General features: G+C 44.8%; 18 protein-coding genes and 1 tRNA gene. 12 read left to right on the forward strand and 7 right to left on the reverse strand.

Going from position 1 to position 19,623, the window contains the following annotated elements:
* Positions 1–6 precede the first annotated feature (6 nt).
* Together ACSBL2_RS08925 and ACSBL2_RS08930 are read right to left on the reverse strand one after the other, a co-directional pair.
* Positions 7–1,035 carry a substrate-binding domain-containing protein gene (locus tag ACSBL2_RS08925; RefSeq protein ID WP_442591340.1) on the reverse strand — a complete coding sequence of 343 codons (1,029 nt, stop codon included), beginning with the start codon at positions 1,033–1,035 and terminating at the stop codon, positions 7–9.
* Between the two features lie 72 nt (positions 1,036–1,107).
* Positions 1,108–2,034 (reverse strand): AraC family transcriptional regulator, encoded by a 927-nt coding sequence (locus tag ACSBL2_RS08930; RefSeq protein WP_442591341.1) that lies wholly within the window; start codon positions 2,032–2,034, stop codon positions 1,108–1,110.
* 352 nt (positions 2,035–2,386) lie between these two features.
* Between ACSBL2_RS08930 and rhaT the strand changes: the two genes are divergently transcribed.
* The 7 genes from rhaT to ACSBL2_RS08965 all read left to right on the forward strand — a co-directional run bounded on the left by rhaT (position 2,387) and on the right by ACSBL2_RS08965 (position 11,100).
* Positions 2,387–3,457 carry an L-rhamnose/proton symporter RhaT gene (rhaT, locus tag ACSBL2_RS08935; RefSeq protein WP_442591342.1) on the forward strand — a complete coding sequence of 357 codons (1,071 nt, stop codon included), beginning with the start codon at positions 2,387–2,389 and terminating at the stop codon, positions 3,455–3,457.
* A 45-nt stretch (positions 3,458–3,502) separates the two neighbouring features.
* Positions 3,503–5,623, forward strand: coding sequence for a bifunctional aldolase/short-chain dehydrogenase (locus tag ACSBL2_RS08940; RefSeq protein ID WP_442591343.1), 2,121 nt, complete (start codon positions 3,503–3,505; stop codon positions 5,621–5,623).
* Between the two features lie 49 nt (positions 5,624–5,672).
* The gene (locus tag ACSBL2_RS08945) at positions 5,673–6,947 is read left to right on the forward strand and encodes a TIM barrel protein (RefSeq protein WP_442591344.1); all 1,275 of its coding nucleotides are present in this window, start codon (positions 5,673–5,675) and stop codon (positions 6,945–6,947) included.
* Positions 6,947–8,335: an FGGY-family carbohydrate kinase gene (locus ACSBL2_RS08950; protein WP_442591345.1), complete on the forward strand. Its 1,389-nt coding sequence runs from the start codon at positions 6,947–6,949 to the stop codon at positions 8,333–8,335. The genes ACSBL2_RS08945 and ACSBL2_RS08950 overlap by 1 nt, the downstream gene beginning before the upstream one ends.
* Positions 8,332–9,066 (forward strand): (Fe-S)-binding protein, encoded by a 735-nt coding sequence (locus tag ACSBL2_RS08955; RefSeq protein ID WP_442591346.1) that lies wholly within the window; start codon positions 8,332–8,334, stop codon positions 9,064–9,066. The genes ACSBL2_RS08950 and ACSBL2_RS08955 overlap by 4 nt, the downstream gene beginning before the upstream one ends.
* Before the next feature lie 67 nt (positions 9,067–9,133).
* On the forward strand, positions 9,134–10,510 hold the full coding sequence (locus tag ACSBL2_RS08960; protein WP_442591347.1) for a lactate utilization protein B: 1,377 nt from the start codon (positions 9,134–9,136) through the stop codon (positions 10,508–10,510).
* Complete coding sequence (locus tag ACSBL2_RS08965) at positions 10,507–11,100, forward strand: LutC/YkgG family protein (protein ID WP_442591348.1); 594 nt, start codon at positions 10,507–10,509, stop codon at positions 11,098–11,100. Before ACSBL2_RS08960 ends, ACSBL2_RS08965 begins: the two co-directional genes overlap by 4 nt.
* 84 nt (positions 11,101–11,184) lie before the next feature.
* Here ACSBL2_RS08965 and ACSBL2_RS08970 read toward each other — a convergent pair whose 3' ends face one another.
* Positions 11,185–12,171, reverse strand: coding sequence for a 2-hydroxyacid dehydrogenase (locus ACSBL2_RS08970; protein ID WP_442591349.1), 987 nt, complete (start codon positions 12,169–12,171; stop codon positions 11,185–11,187).
* A gap of 240 nt (positions 12,172–12,411) precedes the next feature.
* Between ACSBL2_RS08970 and ACSBL2_RS08975 the strand changes: the two genes are divergently transcribed.
* Positions 12,412–12,487, forward strand: a tRNA-His gene (locus ACSBL2_RS08975).
* Between the two features lie 19 nt (positions 12,488–12,506).
* On the opposite strand, the gene ACSBL2_RS08980 is transcribed toward ACSBL2_RS08975, so the two are convergent.
* Positions 12,507–13,016, reverse strand: a complete 510-nt coding sequence (locus ACSBL2_RS08980; RefSeq protein ID WP_442591350.1) for a hypothetical protein — start codon at positions 13,014–13,016, stop codon at positions 12,507–12,509.
* Entirely contained in the window at positions 12,991–14,001 is a 1,011-nt protein-coding gene (locus ACSBL2_RS08985; RefSeq protein WP_442592229.1) for a recombinase family protein, read from the reverse strand. The genes ACSBL2_RS08980 and ACSBL2_RS08985 overlap by 26 nt, the downstream gene beginning before the upstream one ends.
* Before the next feature lie 48 nt (positions 14,002–14,049).
* Between ACSBL2_RS08985 and ACSBL2_RS08990 the strand changes: the two genes are divergently transcribed.
* From ACSBL2_RS08990 to ACSBL2_RS09005, 4 genes are all read left to right on the forward strand, one after another.
* Positions 14,050–14,364 (forward strand): transposase, encoded by a 315-nt coding sequence (locus ACSBL2_RS08990; RefSeq protein ID WP_442591351.1) that lies wholly within the window; start codon positions 14,050–14,052, stop codon positions 14,362–14,364.
* A gap of 81 nt (positions 14,365–14,445) precedes the next feature.
* Complete coding sequence (locus tag ACSBL2_RS08995) at positions 14,446–15,228, forward strand: IS3 family transposase (RefSeq protein WP_442591352.1); 783 nt, start codon at positions 14,446–14,448, stop codon at positions 15,226–15,228.
* A gap of 238 nt (positions 15,229–15,466) precedes the next feature.
* The gene (locus ACSBL2_RS09000) at positions 15,467–15,907 is read left to right on the forward strand and encodes an Hsp20/alpha crystallin family protein (protein WP_442591353.1); all 441 of its coding nucleotides are present in this window, start codon (positions 15,467–15,469) and stop codon (positions 15,905–15,907) included.
* Between the two features lie 56 nt (positions 15,908–15,963).
* On the forward strand, positions 15,964–16,251 hold the full coding sequence (locus tag ACSBL2_RS09005) for a hypothetical protein (RefSeq protein WP_442591354.1): 288 nt from the start codon (positions 15,964–15,966) through the stop codon (positions 16,249–16,251).
* Positions 16,252–16,260: 9 nt separating this feature from the next.
* Here the strand turns inward: ACSBL2_RS09005 and uvrA are convergent, their stop codons facing one another.
* Together uvrA and ACSBL2_RS09015 are read right to left on the reverse strand one after the other, a co-directional pair.
* Positions 16,261–18,771 (reverse strand): excinuclease ABC subunit UvrA, encoded by a 2,511-nt coding sequence (uvrA, locus tag ACSBL2_RS09010; protein WP_442591355.1) that lies wholly within the window; start codon positions 18,769–18,771, stop codon positions 16,261–16,263.
* Positions 18,772–18,865: 94 nt separating this feature from the next.
* Positions 18,866–19,570, reverse strand: coding sequence for a dihydrofolate reductase family protein (locus ACSBL2_RS09015; RefSeq protein ID WP_442591356.1), 705 nt, complete (start codon positions 19,568–19,570; stop codon positions 18,866–18,868).
* Positions 19,571–19,623 lie beyond the last annotated feature (53 nt).

The raw sequence follows: 19,623 nt of genomic DNA on the forward strand, positions 1-19,623 counted from the left end.
GCTGCACTATAAAGAATTGCGGATAATCACTGTTGAAGGAACAGCGAAAAGATCATGTTGAGGGGAGGAGACCATCTCGGCGGCCTTAGCACCCATGAGACGGAAGTCGGTGGAAATGGTTGTTACCCCATTCACAATGAGTTTCTTAATCGGGGTCTCATTGTAAGAGATCACTCCAATGTCTTTTCCTATCTTATACCCGGAAACCAGCATTTTATCGACCAGCAGGATGAGGTCATCTTCACTTAAACAGATATAAGCCACATTTTCTTTAATGGTTTCCTGGTTAATGTCACTGAATACGGTATAATCAAAGGCATAATCTATACAATAGCGGGAAAAGCCATTGATAATAGCCTTAGGATAATAGCTGTTATCGGGATACAACAGTTTTATTGTCTGATATTTGCTGAGGGATCCGTTAAGTTGCTGAAGGGAATCATAAATATCTTTCTCAAAATCCTCATAAACTGCAGCAAAGTTTCCTTTTACCAGCGGGTCGAGCTTATCAATTAACAGCAGTTTCTCTTTCGGAATGGCGTTCAGCAGCTGGTACGCTCGTTGGTCGTCCTCTTCGAATGAGGGGATCACCATATATCTGGCATAGTCTTTTTTTTCGGCCTGTTTGAGTATTTTCTTGAAGATCCGGAGTTCATTGTGGTAGATATGGAAATCCAGGAGATAACGACCTGCCAGTGCCTGGATAAAAGCATCGAGGATTATTTTTTTATGTCTGCTTAATTTATTGAAAAGGACCAGTATGCTTAAGGGCTTTTCAATTCCGCTATTGACCAGAAAGGTTTCTTCGCCAGGCACCGGAAGAATAACCTGGTTCTCCTGAAGTCCCTTATATAGGGCTTCTATGACAGATATGGGGATATTTAATTGTTCACTCAATTCAATTGCGGATGGCAGCAGGTCATCTTTAAGGAGATCCCCTTTTTCTAAGGCATGTAAAAAAGCATTGGAAAGCTGAACTGATTTTGGTATGGCAACATGTTCATCTACAGCTAAAATTTTTAAATAGTCTTTCACCACACTAATATAAGGATTAAATTAAACAGAAAAACCCATCGGTCACATTGTGCCGCCCCAATAGCTCAACTGTCAGTTGTTTGTTCCTGCTGAGACTGGTTTTGCCTGTAATTGGCCTAGTTGACCCATTTCCCGAATGCGGTATTCTGTCGGTGTGATGCCTGTTTTTTCCTTGAACAATTTGGAGAAGTAAAAACTCGACTCAAATTTGAGCAGGTGGGCAATTTCTTTCACCAGGATATTCGGGTCGGCCAGCATCACTTTTGCTTTTTCTATTTTTAGCTGTATGGCATATTGTCCCGGAGATAATCCGGTATAACTTTTAAATACTTTCCTGAACCAGGAATAGCCGACCTGCAGTTCTTCCGCAGCCTGTTCAGGCGAAAAAGCCTTGTCTATATTGGACCGGAAGAGGATCCTTGCTTTGTTTACCAGGATTTCTTTATCCCCGTGTTCTTTTGGAATTTGTTTGCTGAAAGAATTCAGGCAGCCCATGAGGTAAAAGATGGAGCCAGAGATCAGTGACTGGTAGCCGGGAAGTTCAGTTTTTGTTTTTTCTATAATGCTCTCGAAAATGTTAAATATATGCTCATTAAAGCCAATATGGAAACATGGGTTTTCAGGACGGAAGAAATGGTTGGAGACCAGGTTGTCCATGATCTCTCCCTTTGTACCGATCCAGTATTCATCCCATCCGGTATCCTGATGCGGTTTATAACGGTGCCTTTCTCCGGGAAAAAGGATGATAACGGTCCCTTCTTTAATTACCCTGTATTTGCAGCTGTCCGATTCAAAAAATCCTGATCCACGGGTAATGTAAAGTATTTGATACTCATCTAAAATCCTTCCGCTGGTCCAGTTAAAATAATGGTGTGACGGATGTGTGCTTACCGGATAAGCTACCGCAGGCTCCGTACGGATGGTACCTGCATTTAACACACATAATCCCCATTTTTTATCCTCGGCACTCAGAGGCAGGTATTTGTAGTAATTGGTCATGTAATTTTATTTGGTTAGGTAACATGAATCAGAATAAACTTACTAAGAATTTCCGGATTTGTAATTATGTGTCAAAAAATACAGGCAAAATATCAAATCAGATAACCCAGGAGATAGTCATTCCTATAATTTAGCAATACCAAATATGAACTGTATCCCAAGACAGGATTTTCCCCTGAATTGACAGATATAAATTCATTAAATAATATCTGATCAATGTATAGTATATGACTTTAACAGAGAGAACCACACATTCATGTAAAGAGTTGATCGGCCTGATGCTACGTGTAAAAAAAAGAAACCATAATTGATAACCCCCAAATTATTATTCTAACCAAATAACAAACAAATTATGCAGATTATTCTTGGAGTTTTATTCCATTTCATCGGAGGTTTTGCCTCAGGTAGTTTTTATATTCCCTATAAAAAAGTGAAAGGCTGGGCCTGGGAAAGCTACTGGATTGTTGGTGGGATTTTCTCCTGGCTGATTGTGCCGCCATTAGCGGCTTACCTTACTATTCCCGATTTTACTGAAATTATCAGGCATACCAATGGTTCTATCCTTTGGCTGACCTACTTTTTTGGCGTTTTGTGGGGTATCGGGGGCCTTACCTATGGTCTCGGTGTACGGTATCTCGGGGTTTCACTGGGAAGTTCCATCATTCTGGGATTAAGTTCTGTCTTCGGAGCTTTGCTGCCATCCATTTATTATGATGTTTTTCCGAAGGAAGGGAAAGATAGTTTCAGCCATATTTTTGGGAGTGAGTGGGGACAGGTTGTACTTGTCGGACTTGCGGTATGTGTCATCGGTATCATTCTCTGTGGAAAGGCAGGTATGATGAAGGACAGGGAACTGGCTGCACAAACGAAGGAAAGTACGGAGTTTAAAGTCGGACTTGGCCTTTTTGTCGCCATTGTGTCTGGTATCCTGAGTGCCTGTTTTGCTTTTGGTATCGACTCTGGAAAAGATATGGCACATGAAGCCAATAACCTCTGGAAGAATCTCCATCCGGGAGAAGGGGAGTTCCTGTACCAGAATAATGTGACCTATGTAATTATCCTGTGGGGGGGACTCACCACGAACCTTTTGTGGTGTCTGATCCTGAATACAAAGAACAAGAGCTTTAAAGATTACAGCAATAAAAAGACTCCCTTGTTATCCAATTATGTGTTCTGTGCGCTGGCCGGTACAACCTGGTTCCTGCAATTTTTCTTCTATGGCATGGCAGAAAGTAAACTGGGTAATGGCGCTAGTTCGTGGATCCTGCATATGGCATTTATCATATTGATTGCCAATGTATGGGGACTGGTGCTGAAGGAATGGACTGCCGTGAGCAGGAAGACCTTAATGACTGTCCTTGGAGGGATTGCTTTCATTATTGCCTCAATTATTATCGTAGGGTATGGTAATTCCATCAAGTAGTATAAAAACTCAATTCAATAATATTATCATTTAACATCAAAGTATATGTACAACGAAACAGACCGTTTTAAGCACGTAAGTTATTTATGGGATGAAACTGAAGCCGCTAAGTTAGCTGGCGATGAGGTAGCTTTATTACTTTACCGCTCCAATTTACTGGGGGCGGATTTGCGTTTAACAAATTATGGCGGCGGGAATACTTCCTGCAAAGCAGACGCTGTAGATCCTTTAACCGGGAATACTGCGGAAATCATGTGGATCAAAGGTTCCGGTGGTGATATCGGTACGTTGAAACGTAATGGACTGGCTGCGCTGTATGTAGAGCGTCTGAGAAGTCTGAAAAACATTTACAAAGGGATAGACCAGGAAGATGAGATGGTAGAGTTGTTTAACCATTGCATTTATGACCTGAATTCCAAGGCTCCATCAATCGACACACCACTGCATGGTTTTCTTCCATTCAAGCATATCGATCACCTGCATCCGGATGCCGCTATTGCCATTGCTGCGGCAAAAGATGGTCAGCAAATTACGCAGGAGCTGTTCAACGGAACCATTGGCTGGGTGGACTGGCAGAAACCTGGTTTCGACCTGGGTTTACAGTTAAAACAATGCCTGGATGAAAATCCTGGCATCCGTGGTATTATGCTGGGCTCCCACGGTCTGTTTACCTGGGGAGATACAGCTTATGAGAGTTATATCAATACCCTGGAGGTGATTGAGATCTGTGCCAATTACCTGGAAGAAAATTACGGTAAAAAGGGACCTGTTTTCGGGGGACAAAAATTAAGCAGCCCTGAAAAATCTGTTAGGGAAGCACAGGCTGCATTGCTGGCGCCTGTTTTGCGTGGTTTCTGTTCAAGTGAACGTCATATGGTAGGCCATTTTACCGATGATGCACGTGTGTTGGAGTTTATCAATTCCAACGACCTTTCCCGTCTTGCTCCCCTGGGAACCAGCTGTCCGGATCATTTCCTGCGTACCAAAATCAGCCCGCTGGTACTTGAACTGGATCCTGAAGAGGACCTTACAGATACAGCAAAAATTAAAGAGCGGCTGGAACCTGCTTTTGTGGCTTATCGCCAGATGTACAGCGATTATTATGAGACCTGTAAACATGACAACAGTCCCGCGATACGTGATGCCAATCCGGTAATCATTTTATATCCTGGGATCGGCTTGTTCTCTTTCTCAAAAGATAAGCAAACTACCCGTGTAGCGGCAGAATTTTATACCAATGCCATTAACGTGATGAAAGGTGCTGAAGCCATTTCGGAATATACGTCATTGCCACGTCAGGAAGCTTTCAATATTGAATACTGGTTGCTGGAAGAAGCCAAACTACAGCGCATGCCTAAGCCTAAAGCACTTTCCGGAAAGATTGCCCTGGTTACCGGCAGTGCCGGCGGGATCGGGAAAGCGATAGCCAAAAAATTTGTGGAAGAAGGAGCAGTAGTGGTCATCAATGATAACGACAGCAGTCGCCTGGAAAATGCCGCCGCAGAATTTAAAGGCTTGTTTGGAAAAGATGCCTATACGACGGCGAAACTGGACGTCACCAGTGGTGCTGATATCCAGCAGGCTTTTGACATTGCAGCTATTGCCTTTGGCGGGGTCGATATCGTGGTCAACTGTGCAGGTCTTTCGATCTCTAAACCGATAGAAGAGCATACCGATAAAGACTGGGACTTGCTTTATGATGTGCTGGTGAAAGGTCAGTTTAAAGTGACCCAAAAGGCTGTTGAAGTAATGCGTAAGCAAGCTGTTGGCGGAGATATCCTGAACATTGTCAGCAAAAACGCTTTGGTATCGGGACCTAATAATGCCGGTTATGGCTCGGCAAAGGCTGCGCAGCTTCACCTGAGCAGGTTAAATGCCGCAGAACTTGGTGGCGATAAGATCCGTGTCAATGTGGTCAATCCGGATGCTGTAATTTCTGACAGTAAAATCTGGGAGGGCGACTGGGCTGCGGGACGTGCCAAAGCCTATGGGGTTAAAGTAGAAGAGTTACCTGCATTTTATGCCAAACGTACCTTATTGGACAAAATTATCCTGCCGGAAGATATTGCCAATGCCTGTATGGTATTTGTGGGTGGAATGTTAAGCAAATCGACCGGAAATGTCCTGAATGTGGATGGCGGAGTAGCCATGGCATTTGTAAGGTAACAGAAAAGATAATCTGAAAGAAGTTAAGAATTAAATAAAAGGTAAGAACATGGAAATAGAAAAATATCAGATAGATGCCCATAACCATCAATTGGAGAATGAACATCAGCGTAGATTTGACTTTGCTGCATCGACCAATGACAATGTGGAAGAGGTGATCAGTAAATTAATTAAATTCCAGATTGCTATACCAAGCTGGGCTTTGGGAACCGGGGGTACGCGCTTTGGCCGTTTCTCTGGTGGGGGAGAACCACGGAGCCTGGAAGAAAAAATTGAAGATGTAGGTCTGCTGCACAAACTAAATCAGTCGAGCGGAGCCATTTCGCTTCATATTCCATGGGATATCCCACAGGACTATGCAGCTATAAAATCGCTCGCTGCCCACCATTCCCTGCGTTTTGATGCCATGAATTCAAATACTTTCCAGGATCAGCAGGGACAGGCACAGAGCTATAAATTCGGCTCCCTGCAACATGTGGATAAAGCCGTTCGCCAGCAGGCGATTGAACACAATATTGAAGTCATCAGACAGGGAGTAGCCTTAGGTTCTGATGCTTTAACTGTATGGCTCGCCGACGGATCCTGCTTCCCTGGTCAGCTGAACTTCAGAAATGCCTTCCAGAACACGCTGGAAAGTCTCCAGGAAATCTATGCGGCATTACCTGAGCAATGGAAAATCTTTGTAGAGTACAAAGCATTTGAGCCCAATTTTTATTCCACTACGGTGGGCGACTGGGGGCAGTCCTTGCTGTATGCGACAAAACTAGGGCCTAAAGCTTTCACGCTGGTGGATTTGGGCCATCATTTGCCGAATGCAAATATCGAGCAGATTGTTTCCTTATTGCTCATGGAAGGAAAACTGGGTGGTTTCCACTTCAACGATTCCAAATATGGTGACGATGACCTGACGGCCGGAAGCATGAAGCCTTACCAATTGTTCCTGATTTTCAATGAACTTGTGGAAGGAATGGATGCCAAGGGAATTGACCACGCCACAGGATTGGGCTGGATGATTGATGCTTCACACAATGTAAAAGATCCGCTGGAAGATTTACTGCAGTCGGTTGAAGCCATCATGTTGTCCTACACCCAGGCTTTGCTGGTGGATAGAAAAGCACTGCAGCTTGCTCAGCATGAAAATGATGTTGTCCGTTGCCAGGAGATCCTGCAGCATGCTTTCCGCACAGATGTGAGAGCTATTGTTCAGGAAGCCCGCTTAAGAAGTGGTGGTGCTGCACAGCCAGTAGAATTATACCGTGAGCTGAAGGTAAGGGAAAACCTGATCAATGCCAGGGGATTGAAAACTGTAGCCACAGGACTGTAATGAGTGCGCTGCCGGTAATCGTAATTTTTGATGTCGGGAAGACCAATAAAAAGATCTTCCTGTTCGACGAGAATTATAAGATTGTATTCGAGCGCTCTGCCCGTTTCATAGAAACTTATGATGAGGATGGTGACCCTTGTGAAAACCTGGAAAGTTTAAGATTATCCATATTCGATTCTTTGCGCGAAGTCATTAAGCGCAAAGAATTTGAAATAAAAGCGATTAATTTCTCCACTTATGGTGCAAGTCTCGTATATATAGATGAATATGGGAAGCCACTCGCTCCCTTATATAACTATTTAAAAGAATATCCTGAAGCATTGAAAAAGGAATTTTATGAGACTTATGGCGGGGAAGAGGCCATTTCCGCAGCAACGGCATCGCCCATTTTGGGCAGCCTGAACTCAGGGATGCAATTGTACAGGATAAAAAAGGAAAAGCCGGAAATTTATAAACAGATAAAATATGCATTGCACCTGCCGCAATACCTCAGCTACCTGGTTTCAGGTATGGAGTACTCAGATTGCACGAGCATAGGATGCCATACCCAGTTATGGGATTTCACTAAAAATGATTACCATGCCTGGGTGAAGAAAGAGAGACTGGATAAAAAGCTGGCACCTATTGTCGATGCTGAAGTAGTTTTTCCTTCTGAATTTCCAGGAAATCAGTATAAGGTAGGGGTTGGTCTGCATGACAGTTCTGCGGCACTTATTCCTTACCTGATCAATTTCCATGATCCTTTTCTGCTGATCTCAACCGGTACCTGGTGTATCACCATGAATCCGTTTAATGCTTCTCCGCTTACGGTAGAAGAGCTGGAACAGGATTGCCTGAGTTATATGCAGTTTAAGGGGAAACCCGTAAAAGCCTCACGGATTTTTGCAGGTTATGAACATGAGCAGCAGATTAAACGTATCGCGGCCCACTTCAACCAGAATGTTGGCCGCTACCGCAATATGAAATTTGATGCAGGTATTGTTTACGAGCTGTTGAAAGAAATGGAAAAGCGAAATGAACCCGCTCCGCAGGCAACCAAGGTATCTGCTTTTGGTGCCAGGGAGCTGTCTTCTTTCCCTTCAGATGAGATCGCCTACCATCAGTTCATGCTGGACATTGCGCGGCAGCAGTATGCCTCTTCCAGGCTGGTCATGGCGGGCGAGCAGGTGAAACGTATTTTTGTAGACGGTGGTTTCAGTAAAAATGCCATTTACATGAATTTACTGGCCATGTTGTTTCCTGATATGGAAGTATTTGCAGCTTCCATGGCGCAGGCAACTGCAATCGGAACAGCCTTATCCATCCATAAATCATGGAACAGAAAGCCTATGCCGAGTGATATTATTGAACTTAAATTTTACGCAACAAATAACGATCTTGCCGTATGAGAGTAGGACTTTTTATTCCCTGTTATGTGGATCAGTTTTATCCGAACGCGGGGATAGCTACCTATAAATTGCTGGTTAAACTCGGTGTGGATGTCAGCTATCCGATGGGGCAAACCTGCTGTGGTCAGCCGATGGCGAATTCTGGTTTTGCACACCTGACAAAGGAGTGTGATGAGCTCTTTGTGGATAATTTCTCCGCATTCGATTATATTGTTTCCCCTTCGGGAAGCTGTGTGCTGCACCTGAAAGACCATCTGCACTCGGAAAAAAATGAAGCTGGCGCACAGGGCATAAGGAAGAAAATATATGAGTTGGTGGAGTTCCTGGTAGATGTGCTGAAGGTTGATAATCTTCAGGCCAGTTTTCCTTACAAAGTAGGGCTGCACCAGAGCTGTCATGGCCAGAGAGGGTTATTGCTCAGTCAGATGACAGAACTTGTGGCGCCTTATTTTTCCAAGCCGGAACAGTTGCTGGCACAAGTGAAGGGCCTTGAACTGGTTCCGCTCAGCAGGGGAGATGAGTGCTGTGGATTTGGGGGGACTTTTTGCGTGGTAGAGGAAGCGGTTTCTTCGAAGATGGGAAAAGACAGGGTAAAAGATCACCTTAGCCATGGGGCAGAATATATCACAGGTGCAGATATGTCCTGTCTGATGCATATGGAAGGGATTTTAAAAAGGGAAAATAGTAAGGTTAAAGTATTGCATATCGCAGAGATTCTGAATGCAGATTAAAACTGCTGCCAGAATTGAGGATGCATACTTAAACAATCAAATATAATTTAGAGTCAAGCTTACAGGCATGGAATCAAAGGTGAAAACGCACCCGGAACTATCAGATCTATTCAATACCGATGAGGACAGGGTTGACTGGCACGACCAGACCTTGTGGTGGATCAGGCAGAAGCGGGACAAATCTGCCCATAGTATTGCGGAATGGGAACTGCTCAGGGAGACTGCCTCGGGCATTAAGAACAATGTCTTGTCGAATCTGGCCAGCTACCTGGAAACCTTTGAGCGGAATGCTTTGGCCAATGGGGTTATTGTACACTGGGCAGCAGATGCTGAAGCGCATAACCGCATTGTACATGGTATTTTAGTAAAGCATGGGATCACCGAAATGGTAAAAAGTAAATCCATGCTCACCGAGGAATGCCATCTGAATGAATACCTCGAGCGCAATGGGATAGGGGTGATCGATTCCGATCTGGGTGAACGTATTGTTCAGCTGGCTAAGGAGCCCCCAAGTCATATTGTACTGCCTTGTATCCACAAGAAAAAAGAAGAGATAGGTGAGCTGTTCCATGAACATCTGGGTGTTCCGGCCGGGACTTCTGACCCTCAGATCCTGACAGAAGCAGCAAGGCAACACTTAAGGGAAACTTTCCTTACCCGGAAAGCGGCCTTAACCGGTGTGAACTTCGCGGTTGCAGAAACCGGAGAGTTTGTGGTCTGCACCAATGAAGGGAATGCCGATATGGGAGCTCATCTGGCAGATGTCCATATTGCCAGTATGGGTATGGAGAAGATCATTCCTGAACGTCAGCATCTTGGTGTCTTTTTAAGGCTACTGGCCAGGAGCGCCACGGGGCAGCCGGTGACAACCTATTCCAGTCATTTCAAAAAGCCCCGTAAAGGTCAGGAGATGCACCTCATCATTGTCGATAACGGGCGCAGTATCCAGATGGGGCGTGAGGACTTCAGGGCATCGCTGAAATGTATCCGCTGCGGGGCCTGTATGAATACCTGCCCTGTTTACCGGAGGAGTGGGGGGCACAGTTACCACAATGCCATTTCAGGTCCTATTGGAGCAATTCTGGCTCCTAACCTGGATATGAAAAAGTATGCGGACCTGCCTTTTGCTTCCACTTTGTGCGGTTCCTGTTCCAATGTGTGTCCGGTGAAGATTGATATCCACCAGCAATTGTATAAATGGCGACAGGTGATCGTCAAAGAAGGTTATGCAGATACCACAAAGAAAATTGGCATGAAACTGATGACACTCACCCTGTCTTCTCCCGTAGCTTTTCGAACGGCCGGTAAAGCAGGGCGGTGGTTTTTAAAACATGTGCCCTTTGCGGTAAATAATAAATTAAATCCCTGGTATAAACACAGGGAGATGCCGGCTCCGCCAGCAGAGTCGTTTGGGGAATGGTATAAAAAGAATGTTAAAAAATGAGCAGAGAACAGATACTGGCAACTTTAAGGGGAAATCAGCCTGCAGTTGTACAATTGCCGGTTATACCGGAATTTAAACCGGATCCTAAGCTTGATCTTGTAGAAAAGTTTAAGCTGATGGCTGAAGGTATAGGAAGTACGGTATACGTGATAGAGCGGCTGACTGATGTGATTCCGCTTATTTTGGCCCGGTTTTCCGGTCAGGGGAGGATCGTGACAACAGTGGAGGAGCTGGTGACCAGGGAGATTCCTGCATTTGAACTGAACACAGATCCACATACGTATGCAGATGTGGATGTGGCTATTTTTAAGCCTTTGCTGGCCGTTGCGGAAAATTCTGCCTTATGGCTTACAGAAGATTTACTGGGCATAAGGGTGTTGCCTTTCATCACACAGCATATTGTCATGGTGGTGGATATGGCTACGCTTGTCCCGGATATGCACAGGGCTTATCAGCAAATTGGTTCAGCGGAGTATGGTTTCGGTACCTTCATTGCCGGGCCTTCCAAGACCGCGGATATAGAGCAGTCATTGGTGTTGGGTGCACATGGTCCACGGAGTATGACGATTTATCTGTATTCCTCAAAGTGATCTCCGTTCAGATTTCCCTCCTGGAGACTGTGGTCAGTGTAGGTATATAAGATCCCTCTGCCTAATAGCTTATTTACAGGGTCGCTAAACGCCGACCCTGTTGACCATTTCTTTGTGATTGATAAAGGCATCAATGTTGTTAAACGTAGTGGTTGCAATTTGTTCCATTGCTTCCTTCGTCAGGAATCCCTGGTGGGAAGTAATCAACACATTAGGGAAGGAAATCAGTCTTATGATAAGTTCATCCTGAATGATATCTTCTGATAAGTTCTGAAAAAACAGCTTTCCTTCCTGTTCATACACATCAAGTCCCAGGTACCCTAATTTGCCGGTTTTCAAGGCTTCAATTACATCAGGGGTATTGATTAATCCGCCCCGGCTGGTATTGATCAGCATTGCGCCATTTTTGAACAGCTTCAGCGATTCAGCATTGATAATGTGTCTGGTACTGTCCATCAGCGGGCAATGTAAGGAAACAATATCGGCATCTTTCAGGGTTTCCTCCAGTGTACCATAAATTACACCATTATCAATGAGCTCCTGATTGGGATAAATGTCATATGCCCTGAGTTCACAGCCGAAACCTTTTAATAATTTGCAGAAGATCCTGCCAATATTTCCAGTTCCAATGACGGCGATCTTCCGGTTATGAAGGTTAAAACCCATTAATTTCTCCAGGGAGAAGTTACCTTCACGTACCCTGTTGTAGGCTTTATGTGTTTTTCTGTTCAGGGTTAAGATCAGCGCCAGTGCATGCTCTGCCACAGCTTCAGGAGAATATGCCGGTACACGGAGCACAGGTATCCCCAGTTCTTCAGCTGCTTTTATATCTACATTGTTAAAACCTGCACATCGCAGTACAATCAGTTTTACACCGTTGTCTTTCAGCATATGCAGGACTTCTTCATTTACGATGTCATTGACGAAGATGCAAATGGCTTCAAATCCTTTTGTGAGTGCAGCAGTTTGCTCATTCAGTGCTACTGCATAGTAGGTTATTTTATGACCCGGATTGAATTGGTTAAGGTATTCTTCATCGTATTGGTAGGTACTAAAAACGGCAATTTTCATATGGTTACAGGTGATTTATTAGAACAGGTTAATTTACTATGGTATTGACGTACTATTCAAATATAGTTTTTTCTCTATAATAAATTAGTTTTTGACTGTTAAGGTTCTGTTCGCTTTATATGTGTAGGTTGTTATGCCCTTATTAAAATTAAAAGCTTATAGGAATGGTGTTTATCTTCGTTTTTATAGAAATAGTTTTGATTTCTGATGAATAGTTGTACTTTTGCCGGCCTGAAAAATGGTGGTTTTAGCTCAGTTGGTTAGAGCATCGGTTTGTGGTACCGAGGGTCGTGGGTTCGAGCCCCATATTCCACCCGTGATGGGACAAGAGATTTTTAAAGGTTTTTTGTCCCTTTTTTTTTGCTCTCTAAAGTCTTGTTTATTAGATAAATATATCGAAACAGTTGAGTCAAATCTGCGGTTCGATGTTTTAAGGAAAATAAATCAAACTTTTCGACGCACATCGAACCAATCAGCCTTCTTTTATCAATAACCCCCGATTTGCTGAAAATCACGCTCAACTGAGAAAGGGTCAAAATACTCCTATCCAAGATAGGTTCCAGTTGCGCCCGCTTGTATTTTTTCTTTTTCGCTTCTTCCAAAAGTGCTTCCAACCGCACCACATTTTCCTCGCAGTCCGATTTGATATTTTTATATTCCGTTCCTTCCAGATCTCCAGCTAACAGCAACTCACGCGCCCTGCTAAGCTTTGCATGGTTTTCCGACAGTTGTTTTGCCAGGGAACTTTTATACTCTTTGTTTTCCAATGTATCACTGGCATGTTCATCCAGGATTACCATCTTGAACAATTCGGCTGTTTTAGTATTGAGTGTATATTCTTTCAACAACTGCATGAATTCCTGGTTCACTTCCTCTGCCTTTAATCGGCAACCACATTCTGAAGAACAGTGGTAATAATGGTAATGCTTGCTTCGTCCTCTTGAAGCACTCCCGCAAAGCGTCCTGGTGCACAATGAGCAACTCAAAAAAACCTTTCAGGAACAAAAGGTCGTTTGACCTGATTTTTGCTTTTAAACTCCGCTTTTTTCCATTTAAAATATCCTGAACTTCCAGGAACAGTGCAGGGGACACCAAAGGCTCGTGGACACCTTTAACAACAGAAGCCTCTTCGTCTTTATATTTCCGGATGTGAATTTCTCCGCAGTAGAAGGGATTCCTCAAATGCCGGGTGAAATTTTTCTTGGTGCAGTCAAGGCCAAAGTCTTTTGCCCGCAGGTAAACTTGACCTAGGGAATATTTACCTTTGACAACTTCTTTGAATGCCCAAATGAGCGCTTTTGCAGGATCTGGATCAATAGCAATATTCTTCTTCCCGTTTTCCGCTGTCCGGTTGATGTACCCCATTGGCGCGAGTCCCGGCCAGCGCCCTTCTTTTCTTGCCCTGCGCATGCCATACATGGTGTTGAGCCCGCGCCTGTCATTTTCAATTTCCGGTGCGGTGAGGTAGATTGCCAGCATCATCTTGTTTTCCGGCACATCCATGTCCAGCGGCTGTTCTATCGCCTGAGGTTCTACACCTAGGGATTTGAGTTTGCTGATCATGTTGTAGGCATCAGGGGCATTCCGGCTGAACCTGTCCCATTTGGTAAATAGCACGAGGTCGGTTTTATTGCGCTGTTTGCGGAGCAACAATAGTAATTTCTCCCATTGCGGGCGTATGAAGATCTTGGCGGAATGATCCTCATAAATGATTTTCCGGATGGAGATATTATTTACCTTGCAATGCCTCGTCAAACGTTCTTCCTGATCACGTTGGGAAAATCCTTTATCGGCCTGCTCATCGGAACTTACCCTTACTGGAGTTGCTATATTTGAGTGGACACGAAGTTAAGAGAATTACATACCTTAACAGAAATTATGTCACGAGAAAGAAAAGCGTACTCGAAGGAGTTCAAGTTGATGAGTGTTGAACTGAGCAATACCCGCACGGATCTGACTGCACTAGCTAAAGAATTGGATATCAATGTAACCTTATTGTATAGATGGCGGAAGGAATTTGTAAACAAACAAGGGAGTAGTTTTCCTGGGAATGGGAAAGTTATCTTGACCGCTGCCGAACAGGAATTGGCCATTTTGAAGAAGAAACTTCGTGAAACACAGATGGAAAGGGACATTTTAAAAAAGGCTATCAGCATTTTCTCCAAGGGCGACAACAAATATTCAGGTTCATAAAAGAGCATAGCAGGATATTTTTAGCCTCAGAAAATGTGCTCGGTATTCAAAGTAAGCCGAGGTGGATTTTATAAATGGACGATGCATATCCCATCAAAAAGGAGCATTGAAAATCAGCTGATTGAGTCCGAAGTCCAACAGTCCTTTGAAAACAGTAAAAAAATATATGTTAGCCCAAGAGTTACACTGGAACTGAATAAGAAAAATATAAAAGTTTCCAGACCACGAGTGGCCAGAATGATGTGGAAAGCAAAACTTAGAAGTATCGTGAAAAAGAAATTTAAGGTCACCACAGACTCCAGTCATAAATTTCCTGTACCGGAAAATATATTGGATCGTGACTTTAAGCCGGAAATAATAAGTACAGTTGGGGTTTCTGATATCACCTACATCAGAACGAAAAAAGGTTGGCTCTATTTGACTACGGTAATTGACCTTGGCGATCGAAAAATAATAGGCTGGTCCTTAAGTTTGACTATGAAGGCAATTGATACAGTGATACCTGCGTTTAAAATGGCTCATAGAAGACGGCCAATTACAAAGGAGCTGATCTTTCATTCTGACCGGGGAGTTCAGTATGCCTGTAATGAATTTAGGTGCCTGCTGGAAAAGAATCCCCTGATCACAAGAAGTATGAGCAGAAAGGGAAATTGCTGGGACAATGCAGTGGCTGAGAGCTTCTTTAAGACGCTCAAAGCTGAATGTATATACCAACATAAGTTTGCAGACAAAGAGCAGGCAGCGCTCATCGTCTTTGAATATATAGAAACTTGGTATAACCCTAAAAGACTACATTCTGCCCCTGGATACCTGTCCCCGGAAGAATTTGGTAGGAACTTAAATAAACAAAAAAATGCTGCTTAACTAAATGTCAACTTTAATGTTGCAATTCCACTGATAGGATGAAATGAATTTTTGACATTTCACTACTGAAAAAAATTCAGGATCTCTGAAATTTTTTCAGTTTGGATCGCAGCTCGGGCCTTCAGAATTCCTTTTTTCCAATTGGCATAAGATTGGATATAGTCTCTTTGAACACAATGTTCAGCGTTTAATTAATTGTAAGTTTTAATCATTAAATCAAATTAAGGAGGACAGACCTATGACACTTGTTAAATTTAATTCCGACAAAAACAAAAATGCAAACGTTCCAGCTTTCAGCAACGTTTTTGATTCCATCTTCAATGACACCTTTTTCTCGGACCGCATGATGACCCGGGTTCCGGCCGCTAACATCAGCGAGACCGCAGACCACTTCCACGTGGAGCTGGCTGCACCCGGCCTGAAGAAAGATGATTTCAAACTGAAACTGGAAAGGGATGTGCTGAGCATTTCGGTGGAACAGGTGAACCAAAATGAAGCAGCGGAGCGCAGCTATGCCAAACGCGAATTCAGCTACAGTTCATTTGTGCGTGCCTTCACCCTGCCTGAAAGCGCAAATGCAGAAGGCATCGAAGCCAAATACAATGACGGGGTATTGTGCATCAATATTCCTAAACGCGAGGAAGCCAAAATGGTAACACGCCAGATCGAGATCAAGTAATTTCAAAAGCTTTTTAACCGGAGCCGCCTAGCAGCGGCTCTTTTTATAAGCAACATATGGAAACAAGATTTGAAATTTCCCTGAACATGAAAACCTGCAAAGGCATCGAAACCTATGGCTGTTTTGATATTGGTCAGGATACCCGCTTTGCGAGGGAGCTGTTCGATAGCCTGCAAGGCAGCAAGGAAGTAACGCCCGATTCGGTCATGACGGTCGATTTGATAAAAAGGAAAAATGGAATTCCTTACCCTTTAGATCTGAAACACTGCAGCCTCGCCCAGCTGGGCGAGAATGTAAAACAGATCAGTAAGGAACTGTTCAAACACCTGAACCTGGAACAATAACCATTCGTTCTAAGGAGAACCTGGATTTAAATATTCCGCAAGGAATGGAGCTGTCCGGCTGTCATGGAATTTAAGGAAGTCCCCTGGGCTGGTGCTGCATACCACTTTACCGCCTTTCAGCCCTGCACCTGGACCAATCTCCATGATCCAGTCGCTTGCGGCAATAACAGAGAGGTCATGCTCAACCAGGATCACGGTATTGCCCTGTTCCACCAGGTAATTGAGTTGAACCATCAGTTTCTCCACGTCTGCCGGGTGCAGTCCGGTTGTAGGCTCATCCATCACGTAAAGTGTCCTGCCCTGCTGGCTGCGCTGCAGCTCAGTGGCCAGTTTGATCCGCTGCGCCTCACCGCCGGAAAGTTCGGTTGCAGGCTGGCCGAGTTTCAGATAGCCAAGTCCAACCTGCCTGACAATATCCAGTCCGCGTGCAAGCGAAACCTCTTCCCTGAAAAATTCCCAGGCCTGATCCACAGTCATTCGGAGAACTTCAGTGATGTTTTTTCCATTGAACGTGATTTCAAGGGTTTCCTCATTGTAGCGTGTCCCCTTACAGACCGGGCAGGGACTGTACACGCTGGGAAGGAACAACAGTTCAACCATAACAAAGCCTTCACCCTGACAATGTGCGCATCGACCTTTTGCAATGTTGAAACTAAAGCGTCCTGCATCATATTTCCTTTTCCGGGCCTGTGGTGTGGTGGCAAAAAGTTTCCTTATCGGATCGAACAGTCCGGTGTAGGTTGCCAGATTAGACCGCGGTGTCCTGCCTATCGGCTTTTGATCTACCTGGACTAATCTTTTGATGTGGCTGATACCCGATGTGATCCTTCCGGTTAACTGTAGGTTTTCTTCCTGCAACAGATCCGGGCTGTTGTCTTCGGGTTCATCCTTCGACTTTTGTCCTAATGCCGCCGAAACCAATGATACCAGTGCCTGGCTCACCAGGGTGCTTTTACCGGAACCGGAAATCCCGGTCACACTGGTCAGCACTCCAAGCGGAAACGCTACATCCAGATGCTGAAGGTTATTCCGGCTCAACGCTTCCAGTTTCAACCATGCCTGAGGCTCACGCGGGTTTTCATTTAGGGTATTTTTCTTATTGAAAATATATGCTCTGGTTTTTGAATCTTTGATTTGCCGAAGCCCCTCAGGCCTGCCGCTGTAGAGGATCTGCCCGCCATCTTCTCCTGCCCCGGGCCCTACATCCACGATCCAGTCGGCGTGCCGGATCACATCCAGCTCATGTTCCACTACAAATACCGAGTTGCCTGTGGCCTTCAGTTTATCCAGTGCGCTTAGTAAAGCCTGTGTATCGGCCGGGTGCAATCCTGCAGAAGGTTCATCCAGTACGTAAACCACCCCGAATAAATTCGAGCGGATCTGCGTGGCCAGCCGAAGACGCTGGAGCTCACCGGGGGAAAGGCTGGGCGTACTTCTGTCCAGGCTCAGATAACCCAAGCCAAGATCCAGTACAGTTTCCAGCCGGGACACCAGGTCAGCTGCAATCCGCTGGGTGACCATGTTTTTTTCCGGATGCGCAGATGATGATATTTTATCTGCCTGGGAATAATCCTTAAAGATCTCGTAGAGCTCATCCAGGGAAAAAGCATGCAGCTCGCTGATGTCTTTTCCGTCAAATGTCACACTTAAAGATTCTTTACGCAGCTTTTTACCTTGACATAGCGGGCAGAGCACACTGAGCATAAACTGGCTCACCCGCTTTTTCATGAGCTGACTCTGGCTTCCGGCAAAAGTTTGCATCACATATTTTTTAGCGCCGGTGAAAGTGCCCATGTAATCAGGCTGTACTTTTCCGGCAATAGCTCTTTTCACCTGCTCCGCGGTATAACGGGGATATACCGGAACTACCGGTTGTTCATCGGTAAATAGAATCCAATCCCGGTCTTTCTTAGGAAGTTTTCTCCAGGGTGTATCCACGTCATATCCCAGAGTGATCAAAATGTCACGGAGGTTTTGACCCTGCCAGGCTGTAGGCCAGGCAGCAATCGCCCTTTCCCGGATGGTCAATGAGTCGTCGGGGACCATAGATTGTTCAGTGACCTCGTAGACCCGCCCGATCCCGTGACATTGCGGGCAGGCACCTTCAGGGGTGTTGGCGGAAAATCCCTCGGCATAAATGATCTCCTGATCCTTGGGATAGTTTCCGGCCCTGGAATACAGCATACGCAATAAGTTGGACAATGTCGTTACACTGCCCACCGAGGACCTGGAATTGGATGCACCACGCTGCTGCTGTAATGCAATGGCAGGCGGAAGCCCTTCAATCTCGTCAACCTCCGGAATGGCCATCTGGTTGAACAGCCGTCTTGCGTACGGAGATACCGATTCCAGGTACCTGCGTTGGGCCTCGGCATACAAGGTACCGAAAGCCAATGAAGATTTACCCGAGCCGGATACCCCGGTAAAGACCACGAAGGCATCCCTGGGGATTTCAAGGCTTACATTTTTCAGGTTGTTTTCCCTTGCGCCGCTTACTTTTACAAAACCTTCGTTTTTCATGCTATCCTTCCTAATTTGTATTTGCTCGAAACTGATATTGATCAAAAATTCTACTGCCTGGCGTTCAGCCTTTATTGCCCAAAAATCAAATTCATCATTTGATCTTGTAAGTTAACCAGAGCACTTCATCTTCAATCTGTTTTACACGCTCCAGCTTTAATAAAGTGGCTTCTCCTTTTTTAACCGAAGGCTCAATTTCAAACAGGGTTGATGTTTCAATAGTCCCGTCCGCAATTGGCAGTATCAGTTGATGCAGTTCATCAATGAGCCCCTCATTCAGGAAGCTGCCATTGAGGCGGGCACCGCCTTCGAGCATGAGTTTCCTGATACCAAAAAGCGCCCGCAATTTATACAAAGCAGTCTTAAGATCTACTTGTTCCTGCCCGGCGAAAATATAAGAAACACCGATATCCTGCAAATGCGCCAGATAGGCGTCCGGAACTGCCTCAGTCAATACCGTGATGACATGGTCCCCCTGCATCTCCGCATTTTGCCATCCCAGTTTTCCAGAGCCGTCTATGGCAATGGCAAAGGATTCCGCGTCTGGTACTGCTACGAAATCCTCGCGTTCGATTTCCTGATGGCCTTTTTTGAGGATAGGCTTAGCGTACTGCGTAAAATCTTTCTCCATGGTTGTGCGGCCGACGATCCAGGCCTTGTTACCGATCTCTGTATGAATCTGCTCAAACTTCTGCGCCAGGTGTTTAACCTTGGGGTTATTTCCCCATTTCTCTGAAAGTATTTTCCCGTCTACCGAAGTCATCATCAGGCAGATTACATATGGACGTTCATTTTTCATTTTTTTATGTGAGTTTTTTTCAAGCTATCAATAACGTGACCATTTATTCAACA

The organism is Pedobacter sp. AW31-3R (genome assembly GCF_052180285.1).
Classification (GTDB): domain Bacteria; phylum Bacteroidota; class Bacteroidia; order Sphingobacteriales; family Sphingobacteriaceae; genus Pedobacter.